The organism is Pseudobacter ginsenosidimutans (assembly GCF_007970185.1).
GTDB classification, from domain to species: Bacteria; Bacteroidota; Bacteroidia; order Chitinophagales; family Chitinophagaceae; genus Pseudobacter; species Pseudobacter ginsenosidimutans.
Genome location: NZ_CP042431.1, coordinates 5,375,646 through 5,390,232, shown reverse-complemented (window position 1 = coordinate 5,390,232; position 14,587 = coordinate 5,375,646). Strand labels below are relative to the sequence as shown.

Genomic DNA, 14,587 nt, shown 5'->3' with positions numbered 1-14,587 from the left:
CGGGAAGATCATCCTTCCTCAACAGGCTCCATCAAAGGCGCCAGGTTCTTCAGCTCCTCTTCTGAAAAGAGAACCGACAGAATGTAAAACCTTACACCCATCGGGATTTCCAGTGAAAAGCTGCTCCCCCTTCCCGGAGTAACGTCCAATATAAGTTGGGTATGTTTCCAGTATTCGAACTGGTCTGCACTCATGTAAAATTTGCAACCCTGCACCTGCCCCAGGCAAACATCACTGCCACCTGTTTTGAATTCTCCTTCCTGAAAGCACATTGGCTGACTTCCATCGCAGCAACCACCGCTCTGGTGAAACATCAATGGACCATGCAATTCGATCAGACTGTTGATCAATAAACGGCTCTGTCAGTAGCAACAACTCTGGGAACAGGCATAACGCTGGTTTTAAAAGAATCCCAACTTCTCTTTGCTGTAGGATATAAGCATGTTCTTGGTCTGACGATAGTGGTTCAGCATCATCTTATGCGTTTCTCTTCCAAATCCGCTTTTCTTATAACCTCCGAATGGTGCATGCGCAGGATAAGCATGATAACAGTTCACCCAAACCCTCCCCGCCTGGATGGCGCGTGGTACCTGGAACATTTCATGCGTATCTCTCGTCCATACACCTGCACCCAGGCCATACAATGTATCGTTTGCGATCGCTATCGCCTCTTCTTTTGTTTTGAATGTGGTAACGGATGTAACAGGTCCGAATATTTCTTCCTGGAAGATCCGCATCCTGTTATGTCCTTTGAAAATGGTCGGTTGAATATAGTATCCGTGCTCCAGTCCGCTGTTCTGGTGAAAGGCTTCACCACCGCAAAGGATCTCGGCCCCTTCCTGTTTGCCGATATCGATATAACTCAGGATCTTGTTGTACTGGTCTTCACTGGCCTGTGCGCCCATCATTACAGTGCCGTCAAGCGGATTGCCCATTTTGATGGCTTTTGTGCGCTGCACCACCCTGTTCATGAAGGTATCAAAGATGTTTTCCTGTACCAGGATGCGCGATGGACATGTACACACTTCACCCTGGTTCAGGGCAAACATCACTGCGCCCTCAATAGCTTTATCGAAATATTCGTCGTCTGCATCGGCAACGGATTCAAAGAATATATTGGGGCTCTTTCCACCCAGCTCCATCGTTACGGGGATCAGGTTTTCCGAAGCATACTGCATGATCAGCCTGCCTGTTGTGGTCTCGCCGGTAAATGCAACTTTATTAATGCGCGGGGAAGAGGCCAGCGGCTTGCCAGCTTCGATACCGAAACCGGTAACGATATTCAGTACACCATTTGGTAACAGATGGCCAACCAGCTCCATGAGTACCATGATGCTGGTTGGTGTCTGCTCTGCCGGTTTCACTACCACGGTACAGCCTGCAGCGAGCGCAGGCGCTATCTTCCAGGCCGCCATCAACAATGGAAAATTCCAGGGAATGATCTGTCCAACCACCCCGATCGGCTCATGCAGATTGATGCTTACGGTGGTTTCATCCAGCTCACTGATAGAACCTTCCTCACTTCTGATCACTCCGGCGAAATACCGGAAATGATCCACCACCAGCGGGATATCGGCAGCCCTTGTTTCCCGGAGGGCTTTTCCATTGTCGATGGTCTCTACGATAGCCAGGTATTCCTGGTTATCCTCAATCACCTGGGCAATCTTCAATAACAGGTTACTGCGGTAACCAGCCGACGTTTTGCTCCATGATTTGAATGCTTCTGCTGCAGCATCGATTGCGAGATCTATATCTTTTGAATTGCCCCTCGCGGCCCTTGTGAACACTTTGCCGTCGATGGGAGAAATATTGTCGAAGTAATCCCCGCCCGATGGGGCCACCCAGGCGCCTCCAATGTAGTGATCGTATTTTTCCTTGAACTGTGGGCGGGATACCACAGCGGACCTGGGCTCTGATGCAGTTGAGGTACTCATATCGGCAAGATTTATCGTTAGATTTTGCAATATGAATTTCATTGATTCCTCCATAAACCCGCCTCACTTTCGTGTTTTTTAATAGCACGATCGTACTTTTCTTGCCACACCGTATTATAATATTCCTTAACTTGTTTGTACAACTTACATGAATGCCGATCAAGAGCTACCTCACCAAAATCAACCTTACTCACCCTAAACAGTTGCAGACACTCGTGGAGAACAGGCGGGTGTTCAATATGCAAAACTGTGAACTCAATGTTTTCGAGACCTATCAGAACGCCTACCATATCCCCCTCACTTTTAACGACCTGGTGATTACCAGCATGGTGAGAGGAAAGAAGATGATGCACCTCTATGATGAGCCTGCATTTGAATACCTGCCCGGCGAAACACTGATCGTTCCCGCAAACAAATCGATGGTGATCGATTTCCCGGAAGCTGATATGCAAAATCCCACGCAATGCATCGCCCTCGCGATAGACGCTTCCTATGTGAAACAAACCATGAACTTCATGAACTCCTATTACAACACGGAGACAGACAATCATGAATGGACACTCCAGTTCAGCCAATATCATTTTTCCAACGACAATGAGATCTCCGATATCATCAATAAATTGATCCGCGTTTGCAGCAGCGGTGAGCTGGCCAAGGATATTTTTGCTGACCTGGCTATGAAGGAACTATTGATCAGGCTGGTCCAAAGTCAGTATCTGAAACGCATTTCTGCAGAGAAAGACAGCAATAACAATCAGGGCAAAGCCCATTTCATACTCCATTACATACAGGAACACCTAACCGAAAAGATTGCAGTGGATGCACTGAGCAGACAAGTATATCTCAGCCGTAATGTATTCTTCAAATGGTTCAAGGAACAATTCGGTATCACACCGCTGGATTATATCAACAGCGAGCGGGTGAAACTGGCAAAACAACTATTGGCAGATTCCAGCAACAGCGTGAGCTCAGTGAGCATGCAATGTGGTTTCAGTGATGTGAACTATTTCATCAGGCTGTTCAGAAAGCTGGAAGGGATCACGCCCAAAGCGTATAAAGACTGCATCATGTACACGCGTCAATGACCTTTCAGGGAAAGAACAAAGATCACAGAAGCAGGATGATGATTTACAGGGTGTAATGGCTCACGGACTTCCCTTATGGTAAGGCCGGAAGCAATGAAAAGTTTCACCCAATCGCCCATTGTCCGGAAATACCACTGGTATGGTTGAGCGAAGTCACGTTTTAGCCCTTTCCAGCTTCCATTTTTCCATCCTGATATATAAGGTTCCTGTCCTGTCATCGAAAAAGGGTGAAGGGTTTGGACGAAAAGCAGTCCACCATTTTGCAGGATGCGGTCCATATTCTTCATCAAATTCGCAGCATCCTCTTCATCCAGCAAAGCGAAATTGATAACGGCTGCAGCCATTTTTTCACTGAGTTCAAAAGAACCGTTGGCGATTTCCCGGAAACCCGCCACTGCATAATGCGCTCCACCTTTTTCGATGGCATTAGTCACAAGGGTATCAACAGCATCCACTCCTGCGGCATCTATACCCTGCGCCCGCAAAGCACGGGTCAGCCACCCTTCCCCACATCCAATATCAAGTATGGATGCAGGACCATATTCGCTGATCACCTGCAGGATCGCATTATTCGTGACCAGTGACCGCGACTCGATTTCATTGTTATCGATAGTAGCGATCCAGTTGCCGGCATTTGCATGCCAGGAATCAAGAATAACTGATGATTGGTCCATATTACTTATTTACTGTTCCTTTTTTTTGTTACCACTTTACGATGTTCCCTGCCCCACCTGATCATTTCCAGGATAATACCGCCAAAAGATTTACAGTATTCGGTGGATTCATATTCTACCTGCACCGGAGGGCCGGCATACACGGTCCTTTTCACCAGCTTGTTCAGTTCCATATCCTTCAATTCCCTGGACAGCATTCTTCTTGTAATGCCCGGAATACTTCTTTCTATTTCCCTGAAACGTGTATTGCCGTTGCAAATGGAATTGATGATAGGGATCCTCCATTTGCCGCCGATCACATACAGCGTGTCCTGCAAAGCCTGGTATTCTTCCGATTGATCTCTGTACATAGATGTGGTATACTTGATGATACTGGTTACAAAATTATACCACCTTCTCCATAGCTTTGCATTAAAATTCAGAAAATGAAAAGATTTACCGATAAGCTGGCAATAGTAACCGGCGGGAACAGTGGCATCGGCTATGCCACAGCAAAGGCATTGATAAATGAAGGCGCAAAGGTGATCATTACCGGAAGACGGAAAGAAGCTGTTGAAAAAGCAGCAACCGAACTGGGCGCCATCCCCTTCGTGACTGATCAGGCCAGTCTGCAGGACATACAGCAACTGAAAACCCATATTGAGGCTAATTATGGAAAAGTGGACATACTCTTTGTAAATGCAGGCATTACAGGAACCCGCGGCCCCATCGAAACCACCAGCATTGAGAACTTCGACAATGTGATGAACATCAATTTCAGGGGCGCTTATTTTACACTTCAGCAATTCATTCCATTGCTGAAAGACGGCGCTTCCGTGGTGATGCTCTCCTCTATCGTAGCCAATATGCACAGCGCCAACAGTTCAGTATACCAGGCCAGCAAGGCAGCATTGAATTCCATTTCCAAAACCGCCGCCAATGAACTGGCAGCCCGCAGGATCAGGGTGAATATGGTAAGCCCCGGCCCTACCCGTACCGAAGTTCTGGGCAAAGCTGGACTTGACCCCGCCGGCGTGGAAGCACTGTACGAAACCTTGCAGGAAAAGATCCCGCTCAAACAGATCGGAACAGCAGAACATGTTGCACAAATGGTTTGCTACCTGAGCAGCGCAGAAGCCAGCTTTATCACAGGATCAGAATTTGTTCTCGATGGTGGAATGACATTATGATCTTCCTGAAAGGAAGGTGGCACAGGATTTTTGACAGCTGCTTCAATGAGGCAACTATTAACAATACTGGCCGCTTTCTTTTTTCCTTTTTTTGCATGGGCACAAAAAGGCAGTGATAATATGAAGCCTTTAGCAGTGATCGCTTATTACTCCGGCAACGCAACGGATGTTTACAAATATGAGATCGAAAAGCTCACGCATATAATCTACAGCTTCCTGGTACTGATGGGGAATAAACTGCAGGTGAGTCCGCAGGCCGCCATCATCCTCAAAAATCTCGTCGGATTGAAAAAAGGAATCCTGCACTAAATGTATCCATTGCTTTCGGTGGCTGGGGAGGATGCAAAACCTGTTCGGAACTATTCACCCAGGCTGTTAACAGGGAAGCATTTGCACAATCTGTGAAAACCATCTTGCTGCAATATCAACCGGACGGCATTGATCTCGACTGGGAATACCCGGCTATTCAGGGCCCGGTTGGTCACCCTTTCTCTCCGCGAGATAAACAGACTTTCACAGAATTGGTACTTGCATTGAGAACAGCCATTGGCGAAACGAAAGAGATCAGCGTAGCAGCAGGTGCATTCACTGATTTCCTCCGGAAAAGTCTCGAATGAGAAAAACTGGCGCCATTGATAGATCGTTTTCACCTCATACCTATGATCTCGCGCCCTGGTGTTACAACAAACAGAAGAAACAGTTCGCCACTTTCGATAACAGGCGCTCTGTAATATTGAAAACCCAATATGCGATAAATGAGAGATTACAGGGTCTCATGTTCTGGGAATTAAGGCAGGACAGGCCCAGAGAAGGATTGCTGGACGCAATTTACGAAGTGAAGATGCAGGTTGCCGTTAAGCCAAATGACTGATTGGTTAAGCTGCTGTTTTTTCCCGCTCACAGGAGCACAATTTTGTGTGATCAAACAAAACATGAAAAGAAAAAAAACAGCTATGAAATCGTTCAACATTTTAACCATGGCAGTAGCCATCCTTATCGCAGCATCTACATTTGTTTCCTGTAAGAAAGACAAAGACACACCGGCCCCCAATGCATTCATGCAAGGCAACTGGGAAGGAAAATATGGTTATGGAAATGCAGAACCAGACACCTATTTCGCACTTGAGATCAACAGTAACGGTACACTACAGGTCAAGTCCGGAGATAAGAACAACCCGTATGTATCAGCAGGCACCTGGACCCTTCAGGAAGATGTTTTCAAGGTAGTTTATCATTCAGATGATAATGAAGACCTGAACCTTGCAGCAAAGCTGAATGAAGCGAAAACAGAACTTACAGGCAGCTGGGGCTTCGGAAAGGAAGATGCAGGAATGGGAGACTTTATCGTTACAAAAAAATAATTCCAGTTTTCCTGATTTGAGAAAAGGAGATACCATTCCGTATCTCCTTTTCTATTGAAACCGATCATGGTTTGAAACCCGGGGGATTATCGATCATTGAATTACCCTGCTTTCTTGGAACATAACTCCAGCTATTCTTCTGGCTCCCGTTATTACTGCTTCCTTCCCGCTCGGTAGGCAAGTTGCTTGAAAGCAGCAGATGCGTTTCTTTTACTCCTTCATAATAGTGCAGCTCAAAATTGTAGGCGACTGTCTCCTTTTTTATGGCTGCCAATCTAATGCGGCTGCCCCATCCTGTTGTTCTTCCGCTGGCTGCCTTGCCCCACCACTCACCTTTTCCACCCGTTGGTGCAATAGTGAGTTGATTCCCGTTCACCTTCCAGGTCCCGGTTTCATAAATAAACAGGATTTCTTTCATGGTAGCGGACCAGTTCTTGACACGAAAAACATAGGTACCGTTTTCTTTAAAAAGATATTCCTTTCTGAAGTATCCGGCAGAGTACATTGGAACACCATTGGAATATCCGCTTACTTCGGCTTTATAATCCACCCACAATCCGACCAGCGAAGAGGGATTAACATTGTTTCCGGTACTGGACTCGGCAGAACTGGCCTCACTCTTTTGTACAGTTTTTGATAACTCCAGTGAATTCAGAAAAACGGATAAATCCTGCTCATATTTCTTTGAGTTGGTCATAACGATCACACTTACCGTTTGTCCGTTACCGGTAGCAGACAACAAGGCTATATTCCCCTTGGTCCCATTGTCTGTATAACCTGCACCGCCAGTTACAATATCCCAGCCATTCCCTTTTGAAGGCGCTTGCATAACCGGTTCACCGTCTAGTTCCACCTGCTCCTTGATGGCTTTACTCCACTGATCAGTAAAATTATCTCCTGCCGATGCTGCTGATGGTTTTGCCCTGGTAATAATTGCCATTACGTAAGCGCCCGAGGATTTATCAGTTGCAGTTAACTGAACAGAAGCATCATTCTGTTTTTGCTCCCAGCCTCGGGGAACCTCATACGAGATCACATCAAATGTTTGTTTCTGGGCGATACCGGTACAGCTAATAAGCATCATTACATTGAGCATTAGCAAAACAGTTATTCGTTTCATTGATTTCATTTATTGATTTACAGACGCGGGTTGATCATAAAACTGTCAGACTATTCAAGCATTTTTTTCAGCGCCTCCATATCATAATGCCTGAGAAAATTGGCGAAGAGCCTTTCAGAGAAACCATAATCTCCACCGACCTCGTAGCGGAACTGAATTTCCATGAACATGGCTTTCGTGGACGGGCTCTTGTCTGTTGCAAAATACCGGGGATTATATTGGTAAAGCCTTTCGCTTTTTTCATCACTATCATCAAAATTATCAAAGTCGAGCAGACCATTGGATGCAACAGTGTAATCGTCTCTTTTGAGATGCTTTCTTGCAACAGCCTGTTTTTGCAGCCATGCCTCATTTTTGCTGGCCAGCAGCTGCTTTACTTTTTCCTTTTTAGTTTGGTAGATCTTCTCATACGCGATCTGATCGGCCTTAATAATACTCAGATCCCGGGTACTGCTTCCCATTTTATCAGCTACAGCGATAGCGAAATTATTTTTTTCAATTTCATAATATTCCAGCAGTGCTTCCAGATACTCTTTGCGTGTAACAGGCACCAGCAAAGGAATGCCGGGCTTGGTTATCAAATAGTGCCTGCTTATCAACCTGTATGATTTCGGACTGGGCTTATCATATCTGTATCCTATCACCCAATTCTCCACATAGCTTTCACCATTGATCAGCTTTAAGAAATCTCCCTGCTTGTCTGCATGATTATCTGACCGGCCGGTCAGAACCATTTCCTCTGAAATGAATTGTGCAATCCGGCTTCTGTTACTGATCCTGTCTTTATCATAGCCCGGGCCGGTTTTGGCATCAATAGCAATTTCATACCGGACAGTTTTACTGGTTACATAAAAATCACCATACTCTCCATGAAAACTTCCGCCAGCAAACGAAGGATTTACATCAACTCTCAGAACTGTCCGGTATTCACCCACAGTTTTTACAATATGCTCTGTAACATGACATACATTCTGGTATATTCCCAACTGATATCCATACCTGTTAACAGATCGGCTCCCGCAATTGTATTTACTACCTCCGCTGAAACTCACCCTGGCCACACAACCTTTCAGTTCAAAATCGCTGCGGCTTTTCTCTTCTACTTTTTCAATAGCAATCAGCTGTTTGAGCATGGCTGCTTTTTCCAGGCTTGCGCCTTTGAGACTGCTTGGATATTTAGGGTTTGTATGATCAGTATATTTTCCGGGAAGCAGGTCTGCATTACCGTTACAGGGGACCGGCGCATCTGCTTTGGATACTTTTTGCGCATTGGCCATATTGCAGACAGCCGGAATGATCAGCAAGAGAAAAAATCTTTTCATTCGAAGACTACTTTTTTCATTTCCAATGTAATCAGGAGATGAAAGTAGTGTGCGTTGGGAAAGTGATCTATCCCGGAAAAGGATGATTTTTGAGAAGGGTAGCAAATCCGGGAACAAAAGGAAATCAGAAATGCCTGTTCCTGTCTGTATTGAGCGGATTGATCAGGGATTTGTTACAATACGTGGCCTCTTCAAATTCGCTCACATTCATGGATAAAAATGAAATACCGGCAAGCAGCGGCGCCAGTCTTTCTATTATAAGATTGGAAAGCGCTGCCTTCTGAGCAGTGGTCCTGCCTTCCATTATACTTGCATAAATGTGCAAAAAGCTATTCTTCCCCTCTCCAAGTTTGTAATTATCATAACTATTGATCCTAACCTTAATGTCGTTCGGAGCAAATAAACCGGAGGAATCAGCAGCGTCATAAACTGTGTTCAAAATAATAGCAGCCGGTTGCATAGCAAAAACATTGCTTGAACATTCTATTACAAAATGAGGCATATGCTGAAGCATTTACAGGATGAACAATCAGGAAGCGAACAAAGTAAAGTTGAGAAATTTTTCGGTAAGTGCTTCAGTAGAAAAAGAATGGGGCAAATCCGTTGATTTCGGACTCGCCCCATTTTATGATCCTATGGTTCAAAACTCGAACCTTTTATATATGAACTGCGGAAAATAGCAGAAATTCTCTAATCAATAACATCATTGCTAAAACGCCATTAGCCAGTATTTTAGAAAATAAATATTTTCCCGTACCCTGAAAATCAGGATTTCCCAATACTTTCTGTGGTTATTGTGACATTTTTGAATGCAGATTAACAAATAGCAGCGTATAAACATTTGTGTAACAAATTTGGTGATTAATAGCATTGTCCCATTTTTAAACATGCTTTTTTTGCTTCTCTAATCAAATTAACCATGTATGAAAAAGCAAAACACACTCACAAAAGTAACCAGGGTTTCTTTTGGTGCTGCTGCAATTCTTGTACTTGCAGGCTCTGCAATTTTTACAAGCTGTAAAAAAGATAGAACCAACAGGCCCAATGTTGTTGCTATTGACGGGCAAGCCGCGGCCTCCTACCAATCGGGTACACATAACGGCTTCTTTTGGTCTCTTTGGAAAAGTGATGGTGCTACCGGCACAGTTAATTATGTAAATGGCTCCGGGGGAAATTACAGCGTTAACTGGAACGGGTTTAATGGCAATTTTACGTGCGGAAAAGGCTATTCGGTAGGTTCTGCATCCTACAAAATAGGATATAATCTCGGTATTTATTCAAATTCTGGTGGTGGTACTTTCGGCTGGTACGGATGGACCAGAAACCCTTATTATGAGTATTATGTGAATGAAACATGGGGTGCAGTATCGCCTCATACCGGCACTTACTTAGGGACATTTGAAAGCGATGGAGCAGGTTATAATGTTTGGACCCGTTGGGTGACAGGTAAAAATATCGATGGTGGTGATGGCTTCAGACAGATTTATAGCTCCAGAGTTACGAAAGTTACTACCGGACAAAATCGCGTCATTACTTTTGCCAACCACTATAACAAGTGGAGTAGTTTGGGATATACTCTTGGTCAGTTAAATATTCCTGCTATTATGGTGGCAGAGACTTGGGGCTCTAATACTAATGGCAATATTAACTGTACTATTTGGGCGCAATAAACACTGGTTTAAATTAATACCCGCACTAAATACTGCCGGGCAGAAGGTAAGGCAGTATTTAGTGCGGGTATTTCCTATCACTTACCCGGATTAAAAATGCCTCTTTAATAATACTTAGTTATGATGAGATCAATACTTTTTTTCCTTTCATTTTTCATTTTTTCTCTTTCTGCTTGCGATTCACCGAATCTTAGAAACATTGAAGGGAATAAAAAAATTCTAATTGGAAAATGGCATAGATTTTCAATGGCAAATGGATATAGCGAATTTGATATTGATTCGCAATACATAGTTTTTTATAATCAGAAAGTTGGTCGGTTGGGGCTTCCTTACAAAATAGAAAATGATTCTTTGAAATACCTTACAAATCATTATGCAGCTAAGATTACAGACTACGGGGACTCTGTATTTCTTGAAGGCAACGATAGTACAAAAGCCACTTTATATAGGTTTAAAGAACCGTATGTTCCTTTCAAGACAATACCTGAAGCAGGAGATTCTTTGTCATTTGCATCATACATCGCTGGTTTCGATAAAAGAATAATCAGGGAACTTGAGAAAGCCGGAATAAAAATTTCTAATGGCATGGAAAAGCCTGAGGGGCCTGTGTATGAAGAACTGTTAATAAAAAGCAATAACAAATAAAAAAAGAGCATGTAAATCATAAAAGTTCCGATCTAATTCAGCAGCAGGATAAATTTTAGACAGATGGAGTACTGATACATTTATGCCCTTACATCTGGCACACTGTCCAGAAAAGGAATTTTTCACGGATTGAGCGGTCACTATTGAGCCTGATGCAAATGACGCTCTCTTATTGTTTTTAGAGTGGTTTTTATTAAGCCAGAAAAAAACAGAAAAACTGATCAAACCTTTTCCGCGCAATCATATCAGCGGGGGCTTTCAAGGGAAACAAAAATTGTCCCGGAAGATTGATATACTTTTTGATGATCACCAAAAGACGGCTATGAATTCGGACGGAGTGATGCACTTTCCCATTTTTAGTCCAATAAAGGCGGTCTCCTTCGATTTGATCCTTCCGGAATGTCAGTGCCGCCATGGAAAGAAAAAACCCGCGGCTGGCGCGGGTTTGATACCATCTTTCTGTGATCCCGCTGGGACTCGAACCCAGGACCCATACATTAAAAGTGTATTGCTCTACCAACTGAGCTACGGAATCTTACCAATGATCCTATTCTGTAGAATCGAATCAGGCTGCAAATGTAAGGAGCAAAACAAAACAACACAAATGTTATTGAAACTTTTTTCTCAAACACTGCGGCGTAATTATTTTCAGATCCCTCTGTCGAGGAATTTTTCTGGCACCTGGTACTTTCCATTCACTCCGGTAACCACTACACGTTCCAATGGCAACACATGATAAATGCGGCTCACAGGAATGATCACAAGGTCATACCATCCTGCTGCTGCTTTTTTCCGGAAGAACCATTTTGTTTCATTCGCTCTTACCAGGCCTTCATGATTTTCGTATGCATCGTTTGTTACGATGTCCACCGGCGTCTGCAATTTTTCACCAGAGAATGGAATGATATCATCCCATGATATACTGCTTCCCATATGCGTAATGCCGCCTGTAATCACGATGCCTGCTGCATTATCGCCCATCCGGACCAGCTTATCGAAGTAACCGGAATTGCCATACATGCCCCCACCGCCTGCATGTAACCGGTAATCGATAAGCTGCCAGTTCCCATTGGAATATTTGAAAGCCCATACATCGCACCAGCCTGAAAACGGGGCGCCTCCGCTTTCACCCCGATTGGTGAAAACAGCAAAACTGTACAGGTTATTATCCTGCTGCAGGTACAACACAGTATCCAATGCCCGGTTAACCTCTTCCGTTACATCGTTGCCCATTTCTATTTTCAGTGGGACAGTATCGTATACCGGTTTAGTCAATTTTTCTATTGTTTCGGGTAACAGAACTGTTTCACCAACTGACGATGCTATTTCAGTAGAATACAGCAGATCGATCTCCCGGTGCAGTTTACGTTTGAACTCCGGCAGCGATTTTTCGTTTTCCAGTTTTTCAATGAACCATCTGACCGTTCCGGCAGCAGTAGTATTACCATAGCGTTCCAGGAAAAGCAGGTATTCCTTCCTGTTATCCGGCAGCAGGCTTTTGATGTCATCGATTTCAGAAAACGAAGGCGTATTGTCCTCCCCTAACAGGTAATCCCGCAGGTAACGCTGGAAATGATCTCTTGCTTCACCCCAGAATACACTGTTCGGGAAATTGGCCAGGAATCTTTCCCAGTTCAATACCCTTATCCCTACCATTTCCAGCGGAATGATGATGCCTGCATCTGCACTGTACAGGATAGTATCCTCATCAGCCCTGATCCCTAAGAACTGCCGGTAATCGGCCGGCAGCGACGACTTGAAAATATCTGTATAGAAACGGGGCACAGTGCGAAGGTCAGTCATACCCTCGCCTATCGGCCAGGGCTCAAGTCCGGCAGTGGCCAGCAGGTCCACCCGCGACTGTATCGTTACAGGCAATACTATGTCTTTCTTCTTTTCATCATAATAATTCACGTATTCAACCAGCCAGTTCCCTTCATTCTTCGTAATACCGGTGATCACTGTATCCATGTACAAAACCAGGGATTGATACAATTGAACTGCAGCTGCATGGCTGATACCGTGAAGTTGTTTTTTGATAGCTTCTCTCCTGTTGACCAGGTTGGTCACGTACTGCTCTGTGCTCAGCTCAGGAACATCTGGTTCCTTTTTCCCAACAGGATCTGCCTGGGCTGAATTATTGCCTGATGTTTTGTTTCCGGATGATTGCGGCTCATTATTACATGCCAGGAATACAGAAATGAGAAGAAAATGAACGAAGATGATTTTACCAGGATGTAAGTTTCTGCTTATCATGGGGACTTTAATGGATTAAATGGCAATGAAGATAATGAAAGAACCCATAACGGGAAACCTGCCGCCCGGCATGTTTTTTATGTCCGATTCTGATATCAGCATAAAATTTTGCCGGGAGTCCGGACAATATTCGTTTATTTTATTGCGCTGTATACTTATGAGATCAAAAACTGAACTGAAAGAAGCCATCGAACGCTACCTGTTGCAAAAACTGGAAAAAGCGAAATGCATCAAAGGCCATGTGACCGGCGAATACAGGCCCGATGCACTCACCTTACTAACAGTCAACGGCACACGGGAAGACGGCAGTATTTCCATCTTCTGGAATCTCGATCAGCGTTTCAGGAACGATATCGATGAATGGTTCGATAATCCTGATCCGCTCAATTTCAGCATCAGCATCAACCTCAGGGAAAACCAATTCCATTACAGTACCAGTCCATATATCAAACCCGGGCCGGTAAAACCTCCAAAAGTGGAATTGTCTGTAGTTCCCTTCGGCCCTGAACTGGCGCAGGCGGTAGCCACTGCACTCAACCATAACAATATCGGATATGCGCACCGCGATTATTGCGGCACCGGCCTTGAAAAGCGTGATGGCGTTTTCTATTTTGGTCCGATCTGGGACGGAGACATCATACCCAAACTGAGCTTTCAGGACGAACCTTCTTTTGTGGAATGGCTGGCCACGCAAAGCGATGCATCCATCGGAGGTAAAGAAAGATACAATCCTCAGGATATCTGCCGCAGGCGGCTGGAAGACTGGCTGGCTGGAATTGATCATTAAAAGCCATAAGTTTACAGGATGCAGAACGGAAAGGAATACTCTTTCAAAGCAACCATTGAGATCATCGGCATCAACCCATTTGTGCCGGTGCCGGAAAAGGTGCTCACTGCCATTTTCAAACAGGCAGGAAAAGACCGCAGCCCAATTCCCGTCAAAGGAAGCATCAAGAATCATGCTTACAAACAGAATCTCGTGCGGCACCTGGGTGTATGGCGCCTGTACATCAACACCACTATGCTGAAAAAATCTCCGGAAAGGATCGGGGAACGGATCAGTATCAGTATCGCATTCGATCCTGAGCCGCGAACCATCGAAACGCCTCCCGCTTTCACAAAGGCACTAAAAGCCAATAAAGATGCCGCGAAGGTTTTTAAGCAATTGAACAACTCCACGCAAAAGGAAATTGTAAAGTACCTGGCAAATCTGAAAACACCGGAAAGCCTTCAAAAGAATATCAACAGAGCCATCAGGTTCCTCCTCGGAGAGGAAAGATTCATAGGCAGGGATAAACCCTGAGCTTAATATCGCCAGTCCGCAAATTCCAGTATATTTGAACAGACAGCA

Annotated in this window: 18 protein-coding genes and 1 tRNA gene; 10 read left to right on the top strand and 9 right to left on the bottom strand. The window is 44.6% G+C overall.

Annotated elements, in window-relative coordinates; translation table 11 throughout:
- Positions 1-8: 8 nt before the first annotated feature.
- Positions 9-314 (bottom strand): DUF779 domain-containing protein, encoded by a 306-nt coding sequence (locus FSB84_RS31720; protein ID WP_147122481.1) that lies wholly within the window; start codon positions 312-314, stop codon positions 9-11.
- 87 nt (positions 315-401) lie between these two features.
- Positions 402-1,934, bottom strand: coding sequence for an aldehyde dehydrogenase family protein (locus FSB84_RS21150; RefSeq protein ID WP_130539868.1), 1,533 nt, complete (start codon positions 1,932-1,934; stop codon positions 402-404).
- A gap of 152 nt (positions 1,935-2,086) precedes the next feature.
- On the opposite strand from FSB84_RS21150, the gene FSB84_RS21145 reads away from it, so the two are divergent.
- Positions 2,087-3,019 carry an AraC family transcriptional regulator gene (locus tag FSB84_RS21145; protein WP_130539867.1) on the top strand — a complete coding sequence of 311 codons (933 nt, stop codon included), beginning with the start codon at positions 2,087-2,089 and terminating at the stop codon, positions 3,017-3,019.
- Here the strand turns inward: FSB84_RS21145 and FSB84_RS21140 are convergent.
- Both FSB84_RS21140 and FSB84_RS21135 read right to left on the bottom strand, forming a co-directional pair.
- The gene (locus tag FSB84_RS21140) at positions 3,013-3,693 is read right to left on the bottom strand and encodes a class I SAM-dependent methyltransferase (protein WP_130539866.1); all 681 of its coding nucleotides are present in this window, start codon (positions 3,691-3,693) and stop codon (positions 3,013-3,015) included. The genes FSB84_RS21145 and FSB84_RS21140 overlap by 7 nt on opposite strands.
- A 5-nt stretch (positions 3,694-3,698) precedes the next feature.
- On the bottom strand, positions 3,699-4,043 hold the full coding sequence (locus FSB84_RS21135) for a winged helix-turn-helix transcriptional regulator (RefSeq protein WP_130539865.1): 345 nt from the start codon (positions 4,041-4,043) through the stop codon (positions 3,699-3,701).
- A 75-nt stretch (positions 4,044-4,118) separates the two neighbouring features.
- Here FSB84_RS21135 and FSB84_RS21130 point away from each other — a divergent pair, with 75 nt between their 5' ends.
- The 5 genes from FSB84_RS21130 (at position 4,119) to FSB84_RS21110 (ending at position 6,223) form a co-directional block, all read left to right on the top strand.
- Positions 4,119-4,862, top strand: a complete 744-nt coding sequence (locus tag FSB84_RS21130) for an SDR family oxidoreductase (protein ID WP_130539864.1) — start codon at positions 4,119-4,121, stop codon at positions 4,860-4,862.
- Positions 4,863-4,982: 120 nt separating this feature from the next.
- The gene (locus FSB84_RS21125) at positions 4,983-5,171 is read left to right on the top strand and encodes a hypothetical protein (RefSeq protein WP_130539863.1); all 189 of its coding nucleotides are present in this window, start codon (positions 4,983-4,985) and stop codon (positions 5,169-5,171) included.
- Positions 5,147-5,479: a glycosyl hydrolase family 18 protein gene (locus tag FSB84_RS21120; RefSeq protein WP_130539862.1), complete on the top strand. Its 333-nt coding sequence runs from the start codon at positions 5,147-5,149 to the stop codon at positions 5,477-5,479. The genes FSB84_RS21125 and FSB84_RS21120 overlap by 25 nt, the downstream gene beginning before the upstream one ends.
- A complete protein-coding gene (locus FSB84_RS21115; RefSeq protein WP_130539861.1) occupies positions 5,476-5,733 on the top strand; it encodes a glycosyl hydrolase family 18 protein in 258 nt (85 codons plus the stop codon). The genes FSB84_RS21120 and FSB84_RS21115 overlap by 4 nt, the downstream gene beginning before the upstream one ends.
- An 82-nt stretch (positions 5,734-5,815) precedes the next feature.
- Entirely contained in the window at positions 5,816-6,223 is a 408-nt protein-coding gene (locus FSB84_RS21110) for a hypothetical protein (protein ID WP_130539860.1), read from the top strand.
- 64 nt (positions 6,224-6,287) lie between these two features.
- Here the strand turns inward: FSB84_RS21110 and FSB84_RS21105 are convergent, their stop codons facing one another.
- The 3 genes from FSB84_RS21105 to FSB84_RS21095 all read right to left on the bottom strand — a co-directional run bounded on the left by FSB84_RS21105 (position 6,288) and on the right by FSB84_RS21095 (position 9,167).
- On the bottom strand, positions 6,288-7,343 hold the full coding sequence (locus tag FSB84_RS21105; RefSeq protein WP_130539859.1) for a hypothetical protein: 1,056 nt from the start codon (positions 7,341-7,343) through the stop codon (positions 6,288-6,290).
- Between the two features lie 50 nt (positions 7,344-7,393).
- Complete coding sequence (locus FSB84_RS21100; RefSeq protein ID WP_130539858.1) at positions 7,394-8,665, bottom strand: hypothetical protein; 1,272 nt, start codon at positions 8,663-8,665, stop codon at positions 7,394-7,396.
- A gap of 124 nt (positions 8,666-8,789) precedes the next feature.
- Positions 8,790-9,167 carry a 5-carboxymethyl-2-hydroxymuconate Delta-isomerase gene (locus FSB84_RS21095; RefSeq protein WP_130539857.1) on the bottom strand — a complete coding sequence of 126 codons (378 nt, stop codon included), beginning with the start codon at positions 9,165-9,167 and terminating at the stop codon, positions 8,790-8,792.
- Positions 9,168-9,588: 421 nt separating this feature from the next.
- Between FSB84_RS21095 and FSB84_RS21090 the strand changes: the two genes are divergently transcribed.
- Both FSB84_RS21090 and FSB84_RS21085 read left to right on the top strand, forming a co-directional pair.
- Entirely contained in the window at positions 9,589-10,335 is a 747-nt protein-coding gene (locus tag FSB84_RS21090; RefSeq protein ID WP_130539856.1) for a glycoside hydrolase family 11 protein, read from the top strand.
- 120 nt (positions 10,336-10,455) lie between these two features.
- Positions 10,456-10,980 carry a hypothetical protein gene (locus FSB84_RS21085; RefSeq protein ID WP_130539855.1) on the top strand — a complete coding sequence of 175 codons (525 nt, stop codon included), beginning with the start codon at positions 10,456-10,458 and terminating at the stop codon, positions 10,978-10,980.
- 462 nt (positions 10,981-11,442) lie between these two features.
- Here the strand turns inward: FSB84_RS21085 and FSB84_RS21080 are convergent.
- Both FSB84_RS21080 and FSB84_RS21075 read right to left on the bottom strand, forming a co-directional pair.
- Positions 11,443-11,515: transfer RNA gene (locus FSB84_RS21080), tRNA-Lys, on the bottom strand.
- Between the two features lie 113 nt (positions 11,516-11,628).
- On the bottom strand, positions 11,629-13,236 hold the full coding sequence (locus tag FSB84_RS21075) for a hypothetical protein (protein ID WP_130539854.1): 1,608 nt from the start codon (positions 13,234-13,236) through the stop codon (positions 11,629-11,631).
- Between the two features lie 157 nt (positions 13,237-13,393).
- On the opposite strand from FSB84_RS21075, the gene FSB84_RS21070 reads away from it, so the two are divergent.
- Entirely contained in the window at positions 13,394-14,023 is a 630-nt protein-coding gene (locus FSB84_RS21070; RefSeq protein WP_130539853.1) for a hypothetical protein, read from the top strand.
- An 18-nt stretch (positions 14,024-14,041) separates the two neighbouring features.
- Positions 14,042-14,539, top strand: coding sequence for a YdeI/OmpD-associated family protein (locus FSB84_RS21065; RefSeq protein ID WP_130539852.1), 498 nt, complete (start codon positions 14,042-14,044; stop codon positions 14,537-14,539).
- Positions 14,540-14,587 lie beyond the last annotated feature (48 nt).

Coding starts and splice junctions, on each gene's coding strand:
- FSB84_RS31720 (WP_147122481.1), bottom strand. CDS start 314: ATGTTTCACCAGAGCGGTGGTTGCTGCGATGGAAGTCAGCCAATGTGC.
- FSB84_RS21150 (WP_130539868.1), bottom strand. CDS start 1,934: ATGAGTACCTCAACTGCATCAGAGCCCAGGTCCGCTGTGGTATCCCGC.
- FSB84_RS21145 (WP_130539867.1), top strand. CDS start 2,087: ATGCCGATCAAGAGCTACCTCACCAAAATCAACCTTACTCACCCTAAA.
- FSB84_RS21140 (WP_130539866.1), bottom strand. CDS start 3,693: ATGGACCAATCATCAGTTATTCTTGATTCCTGGCATGCAAATGCCGGC.
- FSB84_RS21135 (WP_130539865.1), bottom strand. CDS start 4,043: ATGTACAGAGATCAATCGGAAGAATACCAGGCTTTGCAGGACACGCTG.
- FSB84_RS21130 (WP_130539864.1), top strand. CDS start 4,119: ATGAAAAGATTTACCGATAAGCTGGCAATAGTAACCGGCGGGAACAGT.
- FSB84_RS21125 (WP_130539863.1), top strand. CDS start 4,983: ATGAAGCCTTTAGCAGTGATCGCTTATTACTCCGGCAACGCAACGGAT.
- FSB84_RS21115 (WP_130539861.1), top strand. CDS start 5,476: ATGAGAAAAACTGGCGCCATTGATAGATCGTTTTCACCTCATACCTAT.
- FSB84_RS21110 (WP_130539860.1), top strand. CDS start 5,816: ATGAAATCGTTCAACATTTTAACCATGGCAGTAGCCATCCTTATCGCA.
- FSB84_RS21105 (WP_130539859.1), bottom strand. CDS start 7,343: ATGAAACGAATAACTGTTTTGCTAATGCTCAATGTAATGATGCTTATT.
- FSB84_RS21100 (WP_130539858.1), bottom strand. CDS start 8,665: ATGAAAAGATTTTTTCTCTTGCTGATCATTCCGGCTGTCTGCAATATG.
- FSB84_RS21095 (WP_130539857.1), bottom strand. CDS start 9,167: ATGCCTCATTTTGTAATAGAATGTTCAAGCAATGTTTTTGCTATGCAA.
- FSB84_RS21090 (WP_130539856.1), top strand. CDS start 9,589: ATGAAAAAGCAAAACACACTCACAAAAGTAACCAGGGTTTCTTTTGGT.
- FSB84_RS21085 (WP_130539855.1), top strand. CDS start 10,456: ATGATGAGATCAATACTTTTTTTCCTTTCATTTTTCATTTTTTCTCTT.
- FSB84_RS21075 (WP_130539854.1), bottom strand. CDS start 13,236: ATGATAAGCAGAAACTTACATCCTGGTAAAATCATCTTCGTTCATTTT.
- FSB84_RS21070 (WP_130539853.1), top strand. CDS start 13,394: ATGAGATCAAAAACTGAACTGAAAGAAGCCATCGAACGCTACCTGTTG.
- FSB84_RS21065 (WP_130539852.1), top strand. CDS start 14,042: ATGCAGAACGGAAAGGAATACTCTTTCAAAGCAACCATTGAGATCATC.